Source organism: Flavobacterium album (genome assembly GCF_003096035.1).
In the GTDB taxonomy this organism is placed as follows: Bacteria; Bacteroidota; Bacteroidia; order Flavobacteriales; family Flavobacteriaceae; genus Flavobacterium; species Flavobacterium album.
Window position 1 is genome coordinate 1,655,224 of sequence record NZ_CP029186.1, and the last position, 18,597, is coordinate 1,673,820.

At 42.5% G+C, this 18,597-nt stretch carries 16 protein-coding genes and 1 tRNA gene; 14 read left to right on the forward strand and 3 right to left on the reverse strand.

Annotated elements, in window-relative coordinates; genetic code table 11:
* From HYN59_RS07255 to HYN59_RS07285, 7 genes are read left to right on the forward strand one after another with little or no spacing between them, the layout of a single operon-like run.
* Window positions 1-477 carry a DUF6712 family protein gene (locus tag HYN59_RS07255; protein WP_146185887.1) on the forward strand — a complete coding sequence of 159 codons (477 nt, stop codon included), beginning with the start codon at window positions 1-3 and terminating at the stop codon, window positions 475-477.
* 56 nt (window positions 478-533) lie between these two features.
* Window positions 534-1,016 (forward strand): hypothetical protein, encoded by a 483-nt coding sequence (locus tag HYN59_RS07260; RefSeq protein WP_146185888.1) that lies wholly within the window; start codon window positions 534-536, stop codon window positions 1,014-1,016.
* Entirely contained in the window at window positions 1,016-4,171 is a 3,156-nt protein-coding gene (locus tag HYN59_RS07265; protein WP_108777644.1) for a phage tail protein, read from the forward strand. The genes HYN59_RS07260 and HYN59_RS07265 overlap by 1 nt, the downstream gene beginning before the upstream one ends.
* A gap of 1 nt (window position 4,172) precedes the next feature.
* On the forward strand, window positions 4,173-4,415 hold the full coding sequence (locus HYN59_RS07270; RefSeq protein ID WP_108777645.1) for a hypothetical protein: 243 nt from the start codon (window positions 4,173-4,175) through the stop codon (window positions 4,413-4,415).
* A 1-nt stretch (window position 4,416) separates the two neighbouring features.
* Window positions 4,417-4,683 (forward strand): hypothetical protein, encoded by a 267-nt coding sequence (locus HYN59_RS07275; protein ID WP_146185889.1) that lies wholly within the window; start codon window positions 4,417-4,419, stop codon window positions 4,681-4,683.
* Window positions 4,680-5,315: a peptidoglycan-binding protein gene (locus HYN59_RS07280; RefSeq protein WP_108777647.1), complete on the forward strand. Its 636-nt coding sequence runs from the start codon at window positions 4,680-4,682 to the stop codon at window positions 5,313-5,315. Before HYN59_RS07275 ends, HYN59_RS07280 begins: the two co-directional genes overlap by 4 nt.
* A complete protein-coding gene (locus tag HYN59_RS07285) occupies window positions 5,315-5,950 on the forward strand; it encodes a DUF6549 family protein (protein ID WP_108777648.1) in 636 nt (211 codons plus the stop codon). The genes HYN59_RS07280 and HYN59_RS07285 overlap by 1 nt, the downstream gene beginning before the upstream one ends.
* A gap of 45 nt (window positions 5,951-5,995) precedes the next feature.
* Here the strand turns inward: HYN59_RS07285 and HYN59_RS07290 are convergent.
* Window positions 5,996-6,068, reverse strand: a tRNA-Phe gene (locus tag HYN59_RS07290).
* Between the two features lie 132 nt (window positions 6,069-6,200).
* On the opposite strand from HYN59_RS07290, the gene HYN59_RS07295 reads away from it, so the two are divergent.
* The 6 genes from HYN59_RS07295 (at window position 6,201) to HYN59_RS07325 (ending at window position 13,819) form a co-directional block, all read left to right on the forward strand.
* Window positions 6,201-6,932, forward strand: a complete 732-nt coding sequence (locus HYN59_RS07295) for a type III pantothenate kinase (RefSeq protein WP_108777649.1) — start codon at window positions 6,201-6,203, stop codon at window positions 6,930-6,932.
* Window positions 6,929-8,203: a BamG family beta-barrel-assembly machinery protein gene (bamG, locus tag HYN59_RS07300; RefSeq protein WP_108777650.1), complete on the forward strand. Its 1,275-nt coding sequence runs from the start codon at window positions 6,929-6,931 to the stop codon at window positions 8,201-8,203. Before HYN59_RS07295 ends, bamG begins: the two co-directional genes overlap by 4 nt.
* A 17-nt stretch (window positions 8,204-8,220) precedes the next feature.
* Complete coding sequence (locus tag HYN59_RS07305; RefSeq protein WP_108777651.1) at window positions 8,221-9,588, forward strand: tetratricopeptide repeat protein; 1,368 nt, start codon at window positions 8,221-8,223, stop codon at window positions 9,586-9,588.
* A 3-nt stretch (window positions 9,589-9,591) separates the two neighbouring features.
* Window positions 9,592-10,137 carry an LPS export ABC transporter periplasmic protein LptC gene (lptC, locus tag HYN59_RS07310; protein WP_108777652.1) on the forward strand — a complete coding sequence of 182 codons (546 nt, stop codon included), beginning with the start codon at window positions 9,592-9,594 and terminating at the stop codon, window positions 10,135-10,137.
* Window positions 10,138-10,343: 206 nt separating this feature from the next.
* A complete protein-coding gene (locus tag HYN59_RS07320; protein WP_108777653.1) occupies window positions 10,344-11,612 on the forward strand; it encodes a hemolysin family protein in 1,269 nt (422 codons plus the stop codon).
* A 101-nt stretch (window positions 11,613-11,713) separates the two neighbouring features.
* Complete coding sequence (locus HYN59_RS07325; protein WP_108777654.1) at window positions 11,714-13,819, forward strand: peptidylprolyl isomerase; 2,106 nt, start codon at window positions 11,714-11,716, stop codon at window positions 13,817-13,819.
* 181 nt (window positions 13,820-14,000) lie between these two features.
* Here HYN59_RS07325 and HYN59_RS07330 read toward each other — a convergent pair whose 3' ends face one another.
* Together HYN59_RS07330 and HYN59_RS07335 are read right to left on the reverse strand one after the other, a co-directional pair.
* Window positions 14,001-14,915, reverse strand: coding sequence for a GYDIA family GHMP kinase (locus tag HYN59_RS07330; protein ID WP_108777655.1), 915 nt, complete (start codon window positions 14,913-14,915; stop codon window positions 14,001-14,003).
* Window positions 14,893-16,245 (reverse strand): hydroxymethylglutaryl-CoA reductase, degradative, encoded by a 1,353-nt coding sequence (locus HYN59_RS07335; RefSeq protein ID WP_108779665.1) that lies wholly within the window; start codon window positions 16,243-16,245, stop codon window positions 14,893-14,895. Before HYN59_RS07335 ends, HYN59_RS07330 begins: the two co-directional genes overlap by 23 nt.
* 163 nt (window positions 16,246-16,408) lie before the next feature.
* Here HYN59_RS07335 and HYN59_RS07340 point away from each other — a divergent pair, with 163 nt between their 5' ends.
* Window positions 16,409-18,580, forward strand: coding sequence for a S9 family peptidase (locus HYN59_RS07340; protein ID WP_108777656.1), 2,172 nt, complete (start codon window positions 16,409-16,411; stop codon window positions 18,578-18,580).
* The last annotated feature ends 17 nt before the right edge of the window (window positions 18,581-18,597 follow it).

The following is an 18,597-nucleotide window of genomic DNA, read 5'->3' on the forward strand; positions in this document are numbered from 1 at the left end:
ATGGAAATACTTTTAATACGCCCTTCAGAAATTACAGCATACACGCCAATGGGTGGCAATGTTGATGTTGATAAATACATTCCGTGCATTCTGGATGTACAGGTTACTGTCATTGAGCCATTACTCGGAACAAAGCTGTACGAAAAGATAAAACAGGATTTTCAGGATGAAACGCTGGAAGGCGATTACCAGGTTTTGTTTACGAATTACCTCAGGCCGATACTCCGTCATCAGGTATTCGCCGAGTATGTGGAGATAGGAAGCTATACGGTAGCCAATGGCGGAATATTCAAGCATGCTCCGGAGAACAGTGAAACAGTGAATAAGGCAGAAGTACAGTACCTGGCACAAACACAGCGCTCCAAAGCACAGATGTATATCGAAAGGGCTGAAAGATGGTTGCGTAGCAACCCGCTGCCGGAATATTCAGGAAGTTGTAATAAAGATATAAAAGTATCCGGCGGATGGTTCCTATAACGGCAAACAGGCAGCTACCTTGCAAAAACACGATAGGAGGTATAAAGAAAGTTTTTTTGGCTCCGTACAAAAAAGTGCAGCGAAGCGAAATTACCTATAACGGTGTAAGCCTCATCGAATTCCCCGAAACATTCTTTTACATTTTCGACCTTGTTCAGGGGCCTGCATTTCTGCAACAGCAAAATGAAAATGAAGGAGGCAAATACTTTGAAGTATCGCTTTCTCTGACTTTCAATAGGATTACAGCTTTCGACAACCTGCAGTTTCAAAAGCTGTTGAAAAAAGACTACTTCCTCATTGTCCTGGATAGTAACGGTGATTACTTCCTTTTAGGCTTCAGAAACGGCTTGACAGCTGAAACCCTGAAAACTACTACAACACAGTACACTATTGAGTTTAAAGGTATGGAGGAAGAATTCGCTCCGTTTGTAAACGACATTATGGGTACAGATATCATAACTGTCGAAGGGTTGAATTACATCTTCCAGGACGGGAGGGATTTTATATTTGAAAACGATACTAATTACATATTTCAGTAATGGAAAATCAAAAACTTACACAAAGGCCACAGGCTGCAACGATAACAGAAAATGCGCTGATTCACATTGCCGAGCCATTTGATATATCGCAAGGACCGGATGGAAGCAGCTACAAATTTCCCGCAGCCAACCTTTTTGCAGCAGGACAGGATAATATCGATATAAGAAAATACATATCAGTTGAAGACGCCGATAATTTAAGTACTATTTTGTCTAAAATAAACTCGTTGCCACAATATGTAGTAAACGAAAAACAATCTGTTTGGTTTGTTACAAAAGCGGCTAACCGTTCAGCCGATGGTCTCTATTCTGCACAAAGGATATTGAAGTTTAAAATGATGAACAAAGGCAAGGGCACCTACGGTAGTGGCGCAACGCAGCTCACATCAAACGATATTGAGCTTATATATTCGAATGATGAAGTATTGTCAGATATTGGGGCAGACCCTGTAACCGACATAGTCGATTATGGAGCATTGGAAAATGAAACTCAAACGGTTTCGCAATGGTTAAACAGCCGTAATCCCGAAATAGTAATACAACCCCAAAATGAAGGTTATACACTATTTCAGGGAAAAGTCGACGGTATACCTGTATCTTATCTTTGGATAGGTTTGCCAGGAGTATATGGTGCAGGGGAACAGCAATCAATAGATGCTGATTTCCAGACTTTAGACGATACTATACCCCAATATGATAACAACACTCCGCTCATCCGTAATATAGGCCTTATACAAGTGTTTCCTGTAATTCAGGGCATGTGTGCAAAGCTGAACCAGCTTACCACTATAATTACCCCCCTCGATACTCCTGTGCTTTTTACGGGTTATACGATTGGAGAAACTGGAGCAGGTATCTCTCACACCTTTCTTTTTATGGGAGGGAAAGGTACGTGGGGAGTAGGAGGCAATAATATTGCCGCTCATATGCTTTATCTATTACTGGAAAAACCACTAGGCACAGATGACATTGAAGATAATGATACTACTATAATTATCCCCTTAGGCGAAATCGAAGAAGGTGGATTTCTCGCTGCTGCAAATTTCGACGAGCATGACTTTACTGGAACCGGGCTGGAATATTACTTCAGCTATTATATCGGTGATGTGTTGTATCTGGCATTATTTATTGGTGCGCCCGGAGTATATGGTAGCGATATAGATTCTGATTATTTTACAAATGCCGATTTCGCCCAGGTTACCAATGATAATATTTCAGGCATGCCGACATTGCAACTGGTTAATGCAGAAGGTAACGGCACAACCGATCCATTAACCGTAAAAGACACCTCTGGTACGCCGAAACTTTCACACCGTAGTGACAGGTTAATATTTACTGATGTTGAAAACATCGAGCATGAATATTCTTTTAGCCAAGAAGACGGGAATAGAATTGCCCGAATAAACGAAGCTATTCCAATAACGGGAACAACAGGAAACAATCCTGTTACTGGAGATATTGAGTTTGAAGGTTCGAGGCAATTTATAAATGGAGATATTAACGGGTTATACTCTATAATCTATTTAAATGATAATTCTGTAGGTATGAATTCGATAAGTACTGAACCTACGAAATATTCAGGGTTTTATATCTCATCAAATTATATTACTTCAACGATACATTCTCCTAATGCTAATTCAAGCTTTACAATAGGCGCAACAGGGATCAGTATGAATATTGGGAATACTTTTGAAGAAATCACTAGCAATGTGAGTTTTTCAACTTCAGGATTAACTTTAAACTCAAATGATCCGGCTTCCAAAGGTATATCGGGTTCAGCTGATTACACGCCAAATATTGGCGATCTCGATTACACGCAGAAAAAATATGTAGATGCACGAACTCTGCAACAGATACTTAGCAATGGTACTGTTGCAACGATAGGAACAAATCTTGCTTTAAATACAGCAATGGGTAATTTCCAGATTAACACAAACGGGGATGTTTTTTTTGGTGGTGCAGGAACATTCCAGATATCTCACCCCAATATTCAAATTACTGGTAATACAGCATTTGCCGGAGATGTTCAGATAACAGGCTCGCCATATAATTCAACTTCTGCTGTTCACAGGGGCTATGTTGATAATGCGATTGCAGGATTAAATTTTAAAGCACAGTGTGTTGTAGCTACCACAGGTAATAGCGCATTGTCTGGACTTTTAACCATCGACGGGATTACATTAACCGGAGGTGAGCGGGTACTTGTTAAAAATCAAATCACAGCTTCGGAAAACGGAATTTATATTGCTAACAGTTCTTCATGGACCAGGGCTTCCGATGCAGATACCGGTTCAGAATTGGAAAACAAAACAATTCCTGTTACTAAGGGTGTTGTTAATCAGGATACTTGGTGGACAATAACCAATGATTCAATCTCATTAGGGACAACTTCCATCACATTTTCCCAGACAGGAGGTATGGGTACCTATGCAAATGGAACAGGCCTGCAACTTGTTGGAAATATTTTTTCAGCCGATCCAAATTACATTGCTACGGCAGTAGCTACAGCATTGACAGGTAAGGAGCCAGTAATTAATGCAGGATTGTCTGGACAATATTGGAGAGGTGATAAAACATGGCAAACCCTAAATAAATCAGCAGTAGGATTAGGTAATGTTGATGACACCAGTGACACTAATAAACCTGTATCTACAGCACAGCAAATGGCGATGAATGGTTTGCTCAATAAGTTGAAAAACGATGTTGCTGACAGTTCTGCGTTAACAGGGTCAACAACTGAAACAATAATGGGCTCTTGCTATATAGCGGCGGGAACGATAGCAGCAGGCACGCTAACATTAAAGATGCCGTTCGCTAAATCATTTGCAAATGGTACAGTGGTATTGAAGGTGTATTGCAATGCTACAAATGACCTCATGGGATCACCGGTTTCGCTTGGAGCGTATACAGCGGCAGCAAATGTAAATTACATCCCGTTTTTCAGGGAATTTTTACTGAAAACAGGCAATGTTATTTTCGGTTGCAATGCAGCCACGTCAAGCGTAGACGGGCGCGCTGTGAGCACATCGGCCCCTTTGTCTGCAACGTTTAATACATCCAATAATAATTACATTATTGTAACAGCTACCCTCGCCAATGGCAGTGATTCCGTGACTTTGAAAGGTTTTGAAGTATTATTTGATAAAGCAGTATAATATGAGACAGAAAACATACCATGCCTTTACTAAAAGAGCAATATTAAACAGAACACCTAACTGGGCTAAAAACATGTTCAGGATAACATTTATACTCACTTCGGCAATTACCATTTTCATAGCCGGTACAAACCTTTTTTCGGAGGAAATAAAGTACGAATCTATGCTCGGATTAAAAGCACTTGATGCCGTGGTCTATGGCCTTTCAAAAATGTTTGGTGTAGAAATAAAAGAGGAACAATAGCATGCCACCATTATCAGAAATATTTCCATATGTAATGAGCGTTGGTGGAGCGTATGCATGGTTTGCCGCGAGCAAATTACGCCAGGCCGGTTTACGAAAAGCGAATGTTGAGGTCGACAGCAGTTGGAGGCAGTTTTATAAAGATCTTGTAACCGACATGAAAAGCGAGATAGGTGAATTAAAGCAGGAAATAGCCATACTGAGGCAAATAGTGGAGAGTTACAAGGCATCCTGTGATGGATGCCCCAATAAAAAAAGCAGGGTATGAATCACATAGCAGAATTTCAAAAAAAGAACGGCCTCAAAGATGACGGAATCGTTGGGAAGGACACGATAAAAAAAATGCGATACGTATTCGATATTCCGGACGATGCGCAAATGGCTCACTTTTTAGCGAATATTCATCACGAGACAGGTGGTTTTAAAGTAGATACCGAAAAACTGAATTACAGCGCTGCCGGATTAGTAGCCACATGGCCGGGTCGTTACAAAGATAAAAGGAGCGGTAAGCCAAATGCACTAGCAGTAACACTCGCTTCCAGGCCCGAAAAGATAGCTAATAATGTTTATGCAGATCGAATGGGCAATGGCAATGAAGCGTCTGGTGACGGCTGGAAGTACAGGGGGCGCGGATCGCTCCAGCTGACTGGTAAAAATAACTACAAGCTTTTCAGCGATTTTATGAACGATCCCGAAATTGTGACCAATCCTGACCGTGTAGCAACAAGATATTTTTGGGAGTCTGCATTATTTTATTTTACCAGGAATAAATTGTGGAGTAAGATGAAAGGCGCAACGCCTGCAGATGTCAAAGTTATCAGGAAAGCTGTAAACGGAGGGTATATTGGACTCAAAGATGTACAGGAAAAATTTACATATTACTATAACATTATTATTTAATGAAAAAATACATCCCATATATTGTTATCGCAATACTGGCAGTGATGCTATTAGTGTCTTTTCAGGAATGCAGCCACCGGGGCGAAATGACGGATACCAATCTTAAGGCTATAGTCGATACAGTACAACATTACAAAAACAGACTTGGTACACAGTCGTCAGGTATAAGGACATTACAGTTCGATAAAGCGCAATTGCAAAAGGAACTTATTGAAAAGGATAGCGACTTGGCCGCACTCACAAAAGAGTTTATAAAAGTCAGGTCAATAGTAAAATTCCAGGCGGTCACACAGTTCGATACTATTGGCATTGTTTACAAAGATAGCGTCCCATGTGTTTTTGAACGCTCAGGTAAAACTTTCGATAAATGGTACAGCTTTGGATATAAAGCAGACCAGGCAGGTGTGAAAATAGATTCGTTTAAAACCTGGACTTCAGCTAATATAATAACGGGCACAAAAAGAAAATGGTTTTTAGGGGAGCAGGCCATAAAAACCGATATTACGCTCTCAAATCCCAATATGGCCGTTACAAATATTACTGCGGCCGAGGTAATAATACCTTCTCCCTGGTACCGAAAATGGTATGTATGGCTGGCAGCAGGAGCAATAGGCGGATTTGTAATATCTAAATAATAGCTTCAAAACGAAAAACCCACTCCTAAGGAGTGGGTTTTTATGTGGTACCTCCAGGAATCGAACCAGGGACACATGGATTTTCAGTCCATTGCTCTACCAACTGAGCTAAGGTACCAGTATGTTTGCAATGTTACTACAGTGTTTCCTGTGCTTCAATGCGGGTGCAAATATAGAACCATTTTTAAATTATCCAAAACAAAATATAAAAAAAATCAATTGCTATCTTTGTTCCACTAATAATAACAAAATGATTTTAGCGGTTGATATCGGTAATACAAATATTAAAGCAGCTGTATTTGAGGACACTGTGCTTGTCGAAAAGTTTGTGTTCGTAAAAAGCAATGCTTCAGACGAGGCTGAAAAAATTTTTCAAAAATATACCAAAATCACCCATAGTATACTTTCATCAGTAGGGAAAGAGCAGGAAAGCCTGTTTTTAATATTGAAAGAAAAAACACGGCTGCTCGAGGTGAATCACGATTTTAAATTCCCTTTTCAAAACAATTACGGTACCCCGGCTACTCTTGGCATCGACAGGATGGTGCTTGCGGCTGGTGCTGTGCTGCAATTTCCGGGGTGTAACAGGCTGGTTATTGATGCCGGGACATGCGTTACCTATGACTTTGTAGACAGTAGTAACATCTATCCGGGTGGGGCTATTTCACCGGGCCTTAGGCTTAGGTATGAGGGCATGCATACTTTTACTGCAAAACTTCCGTTGTTATATCCGGAAATGCCTCAAAACTTCATAGGCAGCTCTACAGCAACATCCATGCATTCGGGTGTTGTAAACGGGCTTCTGTACGAACTGGAAGGGTTTATTGCGCAGTATAAGCAACAGTATCAGGATGTAACGATAATATTGACGGGTGGCGATGCTGATTTTTTGGCTAAAAGATTAAAAAACACCATATTTGCCAATTCAAATTTCCTTTTGGAAAGTCTGAATTTTTTATACTTATATACGATCAAGAAATGATTAAAAAAATTATTGCAGGTATCTGCCTCCTTTTTTCTTCTGTTGTTTTTTCCCAGGAAAGTAATGCGTCTCCTTATTCTTATTTTGGTATTGGTGACATAAAGTTCAAAGGCACCACAGAGAACAGGTCAATGGGCGGATTAGGGATACTGCCTGACAGTATTCACGTTAACCTGCAAAACCCGGCGGCTTATGCATCGCTTATGTATACTACTTTTACGGTAAGTGCTAGTAATTCAAAAACAAGATTCAAAACCGACTCAGCTTCAGACAATGCGAACAGGACTACGGTTGATTATATTGCGGTAGCTATCCCGTATAAAAAATTAGGCTTTGCGTTTGGGCTTATGCCTTATACTGCTGTTGGGTATAGGATAAAGAATGAGACAGTTGGCCCTGTAGCCGAAGATACGATTGTACGGACATTTAACGGTAGTGGAGGCCTTAATCGTGTATTTGGTGGAGTTGCGTATAAAATATCACCAAAATTTAGCATTGGAGCCGAGTTCCAGTATAATTTTGGGCAGGTAAAGACCAAAAGCATCACAAATATAAAGAATGAGGTGCAGGTTATACAGTATCCTACCAGGGAGACCAACAATTCTGATTACAACGGCTTCTCCTTTAACATTGGTGCAATATATCAGGGGAAAATAGGTAAGTACGACTGGGTTACCAGTGCAGCCTTTACGCCGCAAAGTACCCTTAAAAGCAGTACCGACAGGGAGCTGGCTACCATAACCATTACCAACTCTAACAATGAGATTGTGCACGACAATATCGATACGACTGTTTCTACTTCCGATGTTAAGATGCCGGCCAAAGCAAGTTTCGGTTCCGGTTTGGGGCAGAACAGAAGCTGGTTTATAGGCGCAGAATATACCTTCCAGCAAAGCAATGAACTCGGTAACCGTTTTGACAATGTTACCAATGCAAAATTTGAGACAGCCCATAAATTCTCTCTGGGAGGCTATTTTATCCCGAAATATGCTTCATTTACCAGTTATATTAGCCGTATCACTTACCGTGCCGGGCTAAGGTATGAGAAAACAGGGCTGGTAATAAATGGTGAAGCAATAAATGATATGGGCCTTAGCCTTGGCGTTGGCCTGCCGATTGGTGGGCGAATAGGCGGCTCTAATCTTAATATAGGTGCAGAGTTTGGTCAAAGGGGCACAACAAGCGCAAACCTTGTAAAAGAAAATTATGTAAATTTATTCATAAGCCTTTCTATAAACGACAGATGGTTCCAGAAAAGGAGGTATGAATAGTTAAAAACTATAACGGCATGAAAACACTACGCATAGTATCAGCATTTATTATAGGTTTATTTAGCATTGCGGCAAGCGCACAGGGGTCGGCTAAATGCGAAGCCGCAATCAAGACGTTTGAAGAAACGGTGATTGCCAGAAACTACAATGATGCTGCTGCACTCATGCCGGACCTGAGAAAAAAATGCCCCGAGTATAGCGAAAAGCTTTATACTTACGGGCAAAAAGTGATCGAATACAAGATTGAGACCGCGGCAACACCTGCCGAAAGCCGTATACAGCTGGACGATCTTGTTGCGCTGTATACCGAATATGCTAAATACTTCCCTAAAAGCGACGGAACTGTAAAAAAAGCGCTGCTCCAAAAAGTGAACAAGCTGGCTACCGATGATGAGGTGTACAAATTGCTCGATGCCGCTTTTAAATCAAATAAAGAAGGCTTTACCAATTATGATGCTCTCGAAACCTATTTCGATTTATATTTAGCACAGTTTGACGCCGGAAACAAAGGGATTTCACAGGACCAGTTTATCGGTAAATACGGAGAGTTGGCGGCACAGGTAGCCTACACTAAGAATAAGATTGCGGCCGATAAAGATGCGTTGCTTAAAAAACAGGAGACAACAAAGCTAACAGCTGACGAAACTCAGCAGATCGCTGATGCTGCAACAACTATCGATGCTCTCGATGCCGTAGCCGAAAACATGGCGCTGCAGTCGTCCAGGTATTTTACCTGCGAAAAATTGGAGGTCTATTACGATAAAAACTACGAAAAGCATAAAGAGGATATTTCCTGGCTTGAAGGCCTGACAACGGGCATGTACAGCAACAAGTGCTATAACTCACCGGTGCTCTATAAAGGGGCACAGGCAGTACATGCTGCAAAACCAACCGCACAAACCGCCTATATGCTTGGCAATATCGAATTGAAAAGGCGTAACCAAAAGCAGGCTATTGTTTACTTTGAACAAGCTGCTGCTCTCGAAAAAACACCCGAAAAGAAAGCATCGCTATATTATGATATAGCGGGTATTTTCAGGAATTCTGACAAAGCAAAAGCCAAAGAATTTGCTGTAAAAGCGATCGGGCTTAATGCTAAATTTGGCAAACCATACATATTGTTGGCTGAAATGTACACGACTGCCGGTAAAGAATGCGGCCTTTCAGAGTTCGACCGTAAGGCGCTTACATGGCTGGCTATTGAAACGCTTAAAAAAGCTGAGGTTGCCGAACCAAGGTATAAAACTACCGTTGCTTCATTGGTAAAAAACTTCGAAAAAAATAAACCTGCAAAAGAAGAAGCCAAAGCCGCAGGAAGGAAAAAAGGCGACGTGATTACCTATGGCTGCTGGATCAATGAAACTGTTACTGTACCAACCCTTTAATTGATGAAGGTTTATAAAATATATATACTGATTACTGTTCTTGCAGGTCTGTTGTTTTCCTGCGAAAGCAACCTGAAGGATGTGCAGCGAATTAATACTGTAACCTTCAGCCCTGCAGGCGAAACAGAAAATATCAACCTTAAATATACCGACTCCGGAAAAGTAAAGGCGATTTTGGTAAGCTCACTGATGAAAGATTTTTCCAACCTGCAATACGGATTTAATGAATTCCCTAAGGGGGTTCATGTGACCTTGTTAGACAAATCAGAAAAAAAGACCTACGTAGTATCGGATTATGCGATATGGTATAACAAATCGGATATTATAGACCTCCAGGGCAATGTAAGGATCACAACGGACGATGGAAAGGTCATGGAAACGGAGCAGTTGTATTATGACCAGAAGAACGAGTGGTTTTATACCGAGAAAAGGTTTAAATTTACAGATGAAAAAGGTAGTTATATAGAAGGGCCAGGCGTAGACTTCAGTAAAGACTTCAAGGTGTTTAACGCGCAGCGCAATGTCGCCGAAATTAATAATGTTGACTAACAGAAAATGAATATGTATTGGAAATATGCACCCTATTTATTTTTAGCGCTTGCCGCTTTTGCTCTGTATGATGCCATAATGAGGATGAACGAGGGACGGGATCCGCTTATCAGCTTCCTGTTCGCGGGCCTAGCAATAGCCTATTTTTTCTTTAAAAGAAATTTTTATAAAAAACGGTTCGATAACCGTAAATAAAAAAAAGGCCCATGGAAACGGCAGTAATAATACTATGTTTGCTTCTGTCCGCTTTCTTTTCAGGTATGGAGATCGCGTATGTGTCCTCCAACAAGGTGTATCTTGAGGTGGAGAAAAAACAGCCTGACATAATCTCAAAAATACTAACCCGCCTAACCGAAAAGCCCACGCTGTTCATGACGTCAATGCTGGTGGGAAACAGTATCGTGCTGGTTATCTACGGATATTACATGGGAAACGACGTGCTGCGGTGGCTGCATCCGGCTGTTGGCGAAATGAGCGTCTTTTTACAGCTGTTACTCCAAATTTCAATTTCTACATTTATCATTCTGCTCACGGCAGAATTCATTCCCAAAATATTCTTCCAGGTATACGCCAATACTCTTATAAAACTGTTCGCAATCCCCGCTTACGGATTTTACTGTATCTTCAACAGGGTTTCAAGGGTTATTATTGCAGTATCTGATTTTATACTTATAAAGCTGCTGCACACCAAAGGCGATACCCAAAAAGCATTTTTCAGCAGGGGAGAGCTTGGCACTTATATTACCGAGCAGCTCAATGGTGCAGATGAACAAGAGGAGGTGGATTCTGAAATACAGATATTTAGGAATGCGCTCGAATTCTCAGGCCTCAAAGCCCGGGATATCATGACGCCGCGTACAGAGATTGCTGCTGTAGAAGTGAACGATGCGGTAGCGGAACTGCGGGAACTTTTCATCGAAACAGGTTATTCTAAAATTTTGGTTTATTCGGGCACTCTTGATAACATTATCGGTTATGTGCATTCTTTCGAAATGTTTAAGAAACCGCTGACAGTGCAATCGGCAATGATACCTATAGAATATGCGCCACAAACCATTTTTATAAAAGACCTCCTGAACCTCCTTACCCGGAAAAGGAAAAGCATGGCAGTGATACTTGATGAGTATGGCGGCACTTCGGGCATCGTCACCATCGAAGATATAATTGAGGAGCTTTTTGGCGAAATTGAAGACGAGCACGACGACGCGGGCGGGGACATTATTGAGATGGCACTTGAAGAGGGGAGTTTTGTATTCTCCGCACGGCTGGATGTGGAATATATCAATGAAAAATACAACCTCAATATACCCGAAACTGACTCGTATACTACGTTAGGAGGATTTGCGGTGCATCACGCGAAGGAAATTCCGCAAACAGGTGAAAAACTGCTCGCAGAGGGCTTTGAGATCTTTATAGAACAGGCATCTGCCAAAAAGATAGAGCTCATTAAACTGGCGCCCTTAGCGCAGAAATAAAAAAAAATAGAAGATAGGCAAAAATATAAGGCCACCCCTTTTATTATTAAACAGATAATTGTATTTTCGCCCACTGAAATAAAATTTAACAACAATAAAAAATGGCGGTTTTATCAAAAATTAGGCAGCGTTCGCTCCTTCTGATACTGGTTATCGGATTCTGTTTATTGGCCTTTATCATAGGCGACATCATAAACAGTGGCGGTTTTGGCGTTACCAAAGAGGTGGGAAGTGTTGATGGCAAAGACATCATGGCACAAGAGTTTTTCCAAAAAGTAAACGAGTTCCAGACAAGGCAGCAGGGCGTAACAGCCACACAGGCTGCAAATGCGGTATGGAACCAGGAAGTTGACAACATACTTTTTGCGGAAAGGTTTGAAAAAACCGGCCTTAGGGTAGGTAAAGACCATGTGCTGAACATGTATGCACAGGACCCTAGTGTTGCACAAAACCCACAATTTTTGAATGCGCTTGGGAAATTTGACAAGGCTAAATTCAATGAGTTCCTTGTGAATATGAAGACAACCAATCCTGCGCAGTACCAAATGATCGAAAAGAACATTCCGCTTGTAGAGGATATGGCCAAAAGGCAGCTGTATGTTACTATGCTTAAAGCGGGTTTCTACACTACGGATGCAGAAGCAAAAGCAAAATATAAAGATGAGAGCGATAAAGCTACGTTTGATTATGTATATGTTCCGTTCACTACAATAAATGACGACCAGGTAAAAGTTTCTGACGACGAACTTGTTGCCTTTATGAAAAAGAATGAGAAAAAATACAAGTCGGAAGCCTCACGCGAGATCGAGTATGTGAAATTCGATAACAAGCCGTCTGTTGCTGATGAGACTGAAATGAAAATCAACATCAACGCGTTGCTTGCACCAAGTGTAAAATATAACGACAAGACTTCTAAGAACGACACCCTTCCGGGATTCAGGGAAGCTACAGATGTTGCCGAATTCGTAAACATGAATTCTGAAATTCCTTACGATTCTACCTATGTTACCAAAGACAGGCTGCCTGTAGAGCACGCCCAGCAGATATTTGGCCTTGCTAAAGGTGATGTTTACGGCCCTTATATCGATAACGGCTACTACAAGCTTACTAAAATGGTAAACAGGAAAGCCGGCGGAAGCGTAGATGCAAGCCACATCCTTATTTCTTTTTCAGGAAGCAAGATACCTGGCGCCACAAGGAGCAAAGAAGATGCTAAAATAAAAGCTGACGATCTTTTGAAACGGGTTAACACTAACCCTTCAGCATTTGCACAACTGGCAAAAGACAATACAGACGATCCGGGATCTAAAGAAAATGGCGGTGAGTATAAAGGCATCGTGCCAAACCAGATGGTTAAGCCTTTCAATGACTTTATCTTCAATAATCCTGTTGGAAAAACAGGTGTCGTTGAAACAGAATTCGGTTACCACGTGATGAAGATCAATGCTAAGAATGACGCCGTACAGGTAGCTACTATAGCACAAAAAATACAGCCGTCTGAAAAAACTTCTGATGACCTGTTTACCAAAGCTTCAAAAATGGAGATGGATGCTAAAGATAAGCCATTCGATAAGCTTGCAAAAGACCTTGGCCTTACGATCGTGCCGGTAAACAAATTGCTTGCCAACGATGAGAACGTTCAGGGAATTGGTAACAACAGGGACATTGTTAAGTGGGCATTCTCTAAAGATGTAAAAGTTGGCGATGTTAAGAAATTTGACCTGCCAATGGCACAGGGCCACGTTGTAGCGAGGCTTAAAGCAGTGAACGAAAAAGGCTTATTGCCAATTGAAGAGGCTAAAATGGTTGTGTTGCCAATTATCCGCAACGAGAAAAAAGCGGAGCTTATCAAAAAGAAAATGTCAGGCACTACCCTTGAGGCTGTAGCACAAAAAACAGGTTCAAGCGTTGCAACGGCTACCGATGTTACACTTGCCGCTCCAATGATCATGAATGTTGGTGCAGAGCCAAAAGTGGTAGGTAAAGCATTCGCACTCGCTGCCGGAAAAACTTCAGGACTTATTACCGGCCAGGGTGGAGTGTTCATGATAAGGACAAAGTCGGTAGTTGCAGCACCTGCGTTACCTAACTACACTGCTTATTCTACAAGGATGAAAGCGGAAAGCAGGGCAAGTGTTCCTAACAGGATATCCGGCGCGCTGAAAGACAAAGCTGATATTGAAGATAAAAGGTCTGAATTCAACTAAGAATTGCCTTCAAATTATAGAAGATCCCTGCCATTCGGCGGGGATTTTTGTTTGTAATATGATGAAAATCTAGAAGTAGAGACGGAGTGCCTGCGTCTTGTAGTGTTTCTATTCTGTATGGGAGTAGCATTCAATGAGTCTCTACCACAATGTTCAAAAGAAAATCAGCAGTCAAAAACTATTACAATATCATTTCTCTATATGGCACAACGATACCAAAGCCTTTTGTTCTAAAATAGGTTGTTGGGTCTTCAGCAGAAACAGCCAGTACGAAGTCGCCGCCCCAGGCTCCAAGGCTTTTCACTGTTCCGTTAAAATCAGGGAATAAAGCTGCTTTTGCAGTCGGCATTTTCAAAACTCCCGACATGAGCTGCTCATGCTGCTCCAGTAAAGATGCGAATGTGTTGAGGTCATGTCCTTCAGTAATAGCGGTAGTAAGGCAGCTGACCTGAGAAACGATTGGTGCGATATCTGCTCTTTGTTCGCGGTAAGCGGCAATGGCCTGGCGGCTGTTTTGCTTGCGGTTGAGGTAAACGAAATAAAGGTTGCCTGCAAAAGCCGGATTGAAACCAATGATCTTTACAACAGGCAGCTCATTTTCAAGGCTATATAATATAGGAGTATTGTTTTGGGCGCAGGCAATATCATAGCCGCTGCCGCCAAAACTGTTATTGAGGAGCTGGAAGGCATCAATGCCAAACCATTGTGCAATATTATTGATAAGGGTGGAAGAACTGCCCAAGCCCCAATTCCTTGGGAACGTTAGCCTTGTTGTAATAGAGAGCCCCTTTGCATTCTTAAGGAAATCGGTATTTGCTAAGTGCGCATTGTGCAGGATACCAATAAGCGTGTCGGCTTCCGGGCTGCCCCAGTGCTGCCTGTTGCCGATAATTCCCCGGAATGGGAGCTTGTCCTCAAACCAAACGCTGCCATCAGCATCTAAACTTTTCCATGTGAGCCATCCGTTATCTTCGGTTTCCTCAATATCGAGGTACTGGCCGGATTTTGTAGGCACTGCTAATGCAACTGCCCCATCGAGCACGGTATATTCGCCGGTAAGCAGGAGTTTCCCGTTACTGTAAAAAGTCTTTTTCAATAGTGGTGGGGTCAAATTTCCGCAATTGGTCGATATAGCTATGCACCGCCGAATGGCTTACGTTATTGTTTTGGAAATGTTTTACGGCTTCCAGTTTTTCATTTTCGGTAGCGTGTAGCTGGTTAAGGATGTTCATCAGGTGCATTTTCATGTGCCCCTGCTGTATGCCGGTGGTGGTAAGCGAGCGAAGCGCTGCAAAATTTTGCGCCAGCCCTGCCACGGCTACTATTTGCATGAGTTCATCGGCGTTAGGATTGCCCAGCATTTCGTGCGAGAGCTTTACCAAAGGGTGAAGTGAAGTAAGCCCACCTACCGTTCCTAATGCCAGCGGCACTTCGAGCCAGAAGGTAAAGATGCCATTTTCTACTTTGGCATGCGAAAGGCTGCCGTATTGCCCATTTCGGGAAGCGTAGGCATGCACCCCTGCTTCCACAGCGCGGAAGTCATTGCCGGTGGCTACAACTACAGCATCAATGCCATTCATAATGCCTTTGTTATGTGTCACGGCACGGTATGGCTCTATTTCGGCAATGCGGACGGCTGTAAGGAACTTTGATGCAAATTCCTGTGGGTCGATGCCGCTGTCGACATTCAATTCGGCTACGGGGCAGGATGCCTCGGCGCGGACGATACAATTGGGTACGTAATTCGACAGGATGCTCATTACGACCTGTACCTGCTTTTCGGTTTCAGTAAATTCGGCGTATGCCAAGGCTTCTTCCTTTAGTATCCTGGAAAATTGCTCCAGGCACGAATTGATGAAATTGGCGCCCATGCTGTTTTTGGTGTCAAAAGTGGCATGCAGCTGGTAATAGCCATGCAGTTCCGCCGTCTTGTCGCGAAGCGTTATATCGAGTATGCCGCCGCCGCGTTTCTGCATATTGGCGGTAATGGATTGTGTACCTTCAAAAAACTTAGGTTTTACGGTGTCAAAAAAAGCCTGTAGCTTTTCGGAAGTCCCATTAAATATAAAGTGTACCTGGCCAATTTTTTCGGTATTGATGACTGTTGCCTTGAAACCGCCTCGTGCCGACCAGAACTTTGCCGCTTTAGCGGCCGCCGCGACTACAGAGCTTTCTTCGGTAGCCATCGGGATGATATAGTCGCGCCCGTTGATGGTAAAATTCGGTGCAACCCCAAGCGGAAGGTAGAAGTTTGTGATAGTATTTTCTATGAATTCGTCGTGCAGTTGCTGCAAAGCGGCATCGGCATTCCAGTATTTTTTCAGCAGTGCTGCTGCTGCTTCGGGATTTGAAAAGTATTCGTTAGCTATCCAGCCGATCTTTTCTTCCTTGGAAAGTTTGGAAAACCCCGATATTGCTTTACTCATTTTCAGTTGCTTAAAATAATAATCGCCGGCAAAGATACGCTTTCGAGAATGCATTTACCAAAAATTATAAATGCCCGGTATCGCGATTTCTGCATTTTGCGAAAAAAAGGGTGGATAATTCATAAAAATTTACTAAAATTGGAGGTTTTTTACCATCTGCAAAATGAAATATATCAAAACGTCAATTATCCTCTTTTTACTGGCTGTAATGCCGGTGAGCGCGCAACAGAAAATAACGCTTCAGGAAATATGGTCGGGCGCTTTCAGGACTGAGGTCATGGACGACCTCCAGGCAATGAAGAACACCAACCAGTACACGGTGCTCAATGCCAATTATAAAACAGGAGTCGCACAAATAGACCTGTATGATTTCGCCACCCTGACCAAAACAGGCACGCTTATCGACTCGAAAAACCATAAGGAGCTAAAAGGCATCGACAGCTATACCTTTAGCCCGGATGAGAAAAAAATACTAATTGCCACTAACTCCGACCAGATATTCAGGCATTCGTTCGTAGCTGATTTTTATATTTATGATATCGCTTCTAAGACGCTTTCGAAATTGTCGGATAAAAAAGTGCAGGAGCCTACCTTTTCGGCAGACAACTCCAAAGTAGCCTACGGATATGACAACAACCTGTATATATACGACATTGCTTCAAAAGTAAGCAGGCAGATAACTAATGATGGCAAAAAGAATTCGGTCATTAACGGTATCACCGACTGGGTTTATGAAGAGGAGTTCTCTTTTGTAAGGGCGTATGACTGGAATGCGGCAGGCGATAAGATAGCCTACATCCGCTTTGATGAGACTGCTGTTCCGGAGTTTACAATGGAAGTATATGACGAAGGGCTGTACCCTGTACCGCATACCTTTAAATACCCGAAAGCAGGCGAGAAGAATTCAACCGTATCGCTGCACATATATGATGTAAAGGCGAATACCACCAAAGAGATCAAGCTTGGCAATTATTCGGACTACTACATTCCGCGCATCAAATGGACATCGGAAGCCCAGACGCTGAGCGCACAGGTGATCAACCGCCACCAGAATGACCTTGACCTTATTTTTGTGGATGCCAATACTGGTGCTGCAAAAGTAGTACTTAACGAAAAAGACAAAGCCTACATTGACATCACTGATAACCTGACGTTCCTGAAAGACAACAGCTTTATCTGGACCAGCGAGAAGGATGGCTTCAACCACATTTACCACTATAACAAGACCGGAAAGCTGGTAAACCAGATCACCAAAGGCCCCTGGGAAGTTACCGCTTACTACGGCTTTGACGAAAAGACCGGCAATATCTTCTACCAGTCGGTTGAGAATGGCTCTATCAACCGCGATGTGTACCGCATCAGCCTTAATGGCAAGAACAAAACAAGGCTAACCCCGCAAACAGGAACCAACGCAGCGACTTTCAGCCCTAACTTCCAATATTTTATCAATACTTTTTCGAGCGCTACACAGCCAACAACCTATACGCTTAATAATGCTAAGGATGGCAAACTCGTAAAAGAGATTAAGAATAACGAGGCTCTTAAAACCAAGCTTGAAAAATACAGCCTTCCGGCAAAAGAATTCATGGAGGTCACGACAGACAAAGGCAACAAGCTGAATGCCTGGATGATCAAGCCGAAAGATTTCGATCCAAACAAAAAATATCCCGTATTTATGTACCAGTACAGCGGCCCGGGTTCGCAGCAGGTGAACAACGAATGGCACGGCTATGACGATTACTGGTTCATGATGCTTGCCCAGCAGGGCTATATCGTAGCTTGTGTTGACGGACGCGGTACAGGCTACAAAGGCGCAGAGTTCAAGAAAGTGACGTACAAACAGCTTGGTAAATATGAGGTGGAAGACCAGATCGATGCAGCTAAAGTAATAGGGAAATACAACTATGTGGATGCTTCGCGCATCGGTATATTCGGCTGGAGCTATGGCGGCTTTATGTCGTCTAACTGTATCCTGAAAGGCAACGATGTATTCAAAATGGCAATTGCTGTAGCACCGGTTACCAACTGGCGTTTTTACGATTCGGTTTATACCGAGCGCTATATGCAGACACCACAGGAAAACGCATCAGGCTACGATGACAATTCGCCTATTAACCACGTGAAAAACCTGAAAGGCTCTTACCTTCTTGTACATGGATCTGCCGATGACAATGTACACGTACAGAATACCATGCTGATGGTGGAAGCGCTGGTACAGGCCAATAAGCAATTTGACTGGGCGATATATCCTGATAAGAACCACGGTATCTACGGTGGGGCTACAAGGCTGCAGCTGTATACGAAAATGACGAACTTCATTAAAGAGAAACTATAACTAAACAACGCTAAATT

Excerpts from the sequence above, each read along its gene's own strand:
- HYN59_RS07255 (WP_146185887.1), top strand. The coding sequence starts at position 1 with ATGGAAATACTTTTAATACGCCCTTCAGAAATTACAGCATACACGCCA.
- HYN59_RS07265 (WP_108777644.1), top strand. The coding sequence starts at position 1,016 with ATGGAAAATCAAAAACTTACACAAAGGCCACAGGCTGCAACGATAACA.
- HYN59_RS07270 (WP_108777645.1), top strand. The coding sequence starts at position 4,173 with ATGAGACAGAAAACATACCATGCCTTTACTAAAAGAGCAATATTAAAC.
- HYN59_RS07275 (WP_146185889.1), top strand. The coding sequence starts at position 4,417 with ATGCCACCATTATCAGAAATATTTCCATATGTAATGAGCGTTGGTGGA.
- HYN59_RS07280 (WP_108777647.1), top strand. The coding sequence starts at position 4,680 with ATGAATCACATAGCAGAATTTCAAAAAAAGAACGGCCTCAAAGATGAC.
- HYN59_RS07285 (WP_108777648.1), top strand. The coding sequence starts at position 5,315 with ATGAAAAAATACATCCCATATATTGTTATCGCAATACTGGCAGTGATG.
- HYN59_RS07295 (WP_108777649.1), top strand. The coding sequence starts at position 6,201 with ATGATTTTAGCGGTTGATATCGGTAATACAAATATTAAAGCAGCTGTA.
- bamG (WP_108777650.1), top strand. The coding sequence starts at position 6,929 with ATGATTAAAAAAATTATTGCAGGTATCTGCCTCCTTTTTTCTTCTGTT.
- HYN59_RS07305 (WP_108777651.1), top strand. The coding sequence starts at position 8,221 with ATGAAAACACTACGCATAGTATCAGCATTTATTATAGGTTTATTTAGC.
- lptC (WP_108777652.1), top strand. The coding sequence starts at position 9,592 with ATGAAGGTTTATAAAATATATATACTGATTACTGTTCTTGCAGGTCTG.
- HYN59_RS07320 (WP_108777653.1), top strand. The coding sequence starts at position 10,344 with ATGGAAACGGCAGTAATAATACTATGTTTGCTTCTGTCCGCTTTCTTT.
- HYN59_RS07325 (WP_108777654.1), top strand. The coding sequence starts at position 11,714 with ATGGCGGTTTTATCAAAAATTAGGCAGCGTTCGCTCCTTCTGATACTG.
- HYN59_RS07335 (WP_108779665.1), bottom strand. The coding sequence starts at position 16,245 with ATGAGTAAAGCAATATCGGGGTTTTCCAAACTTTCCAAGGAAGAAAAG.
- HYN59_RS07340 (WP_108777656.1), top strand. The coding sequence starts at position 16,409 with ATGAAATATATCAAAACGTCAATTATCCTCTTTTTACTGGCTGTAATG.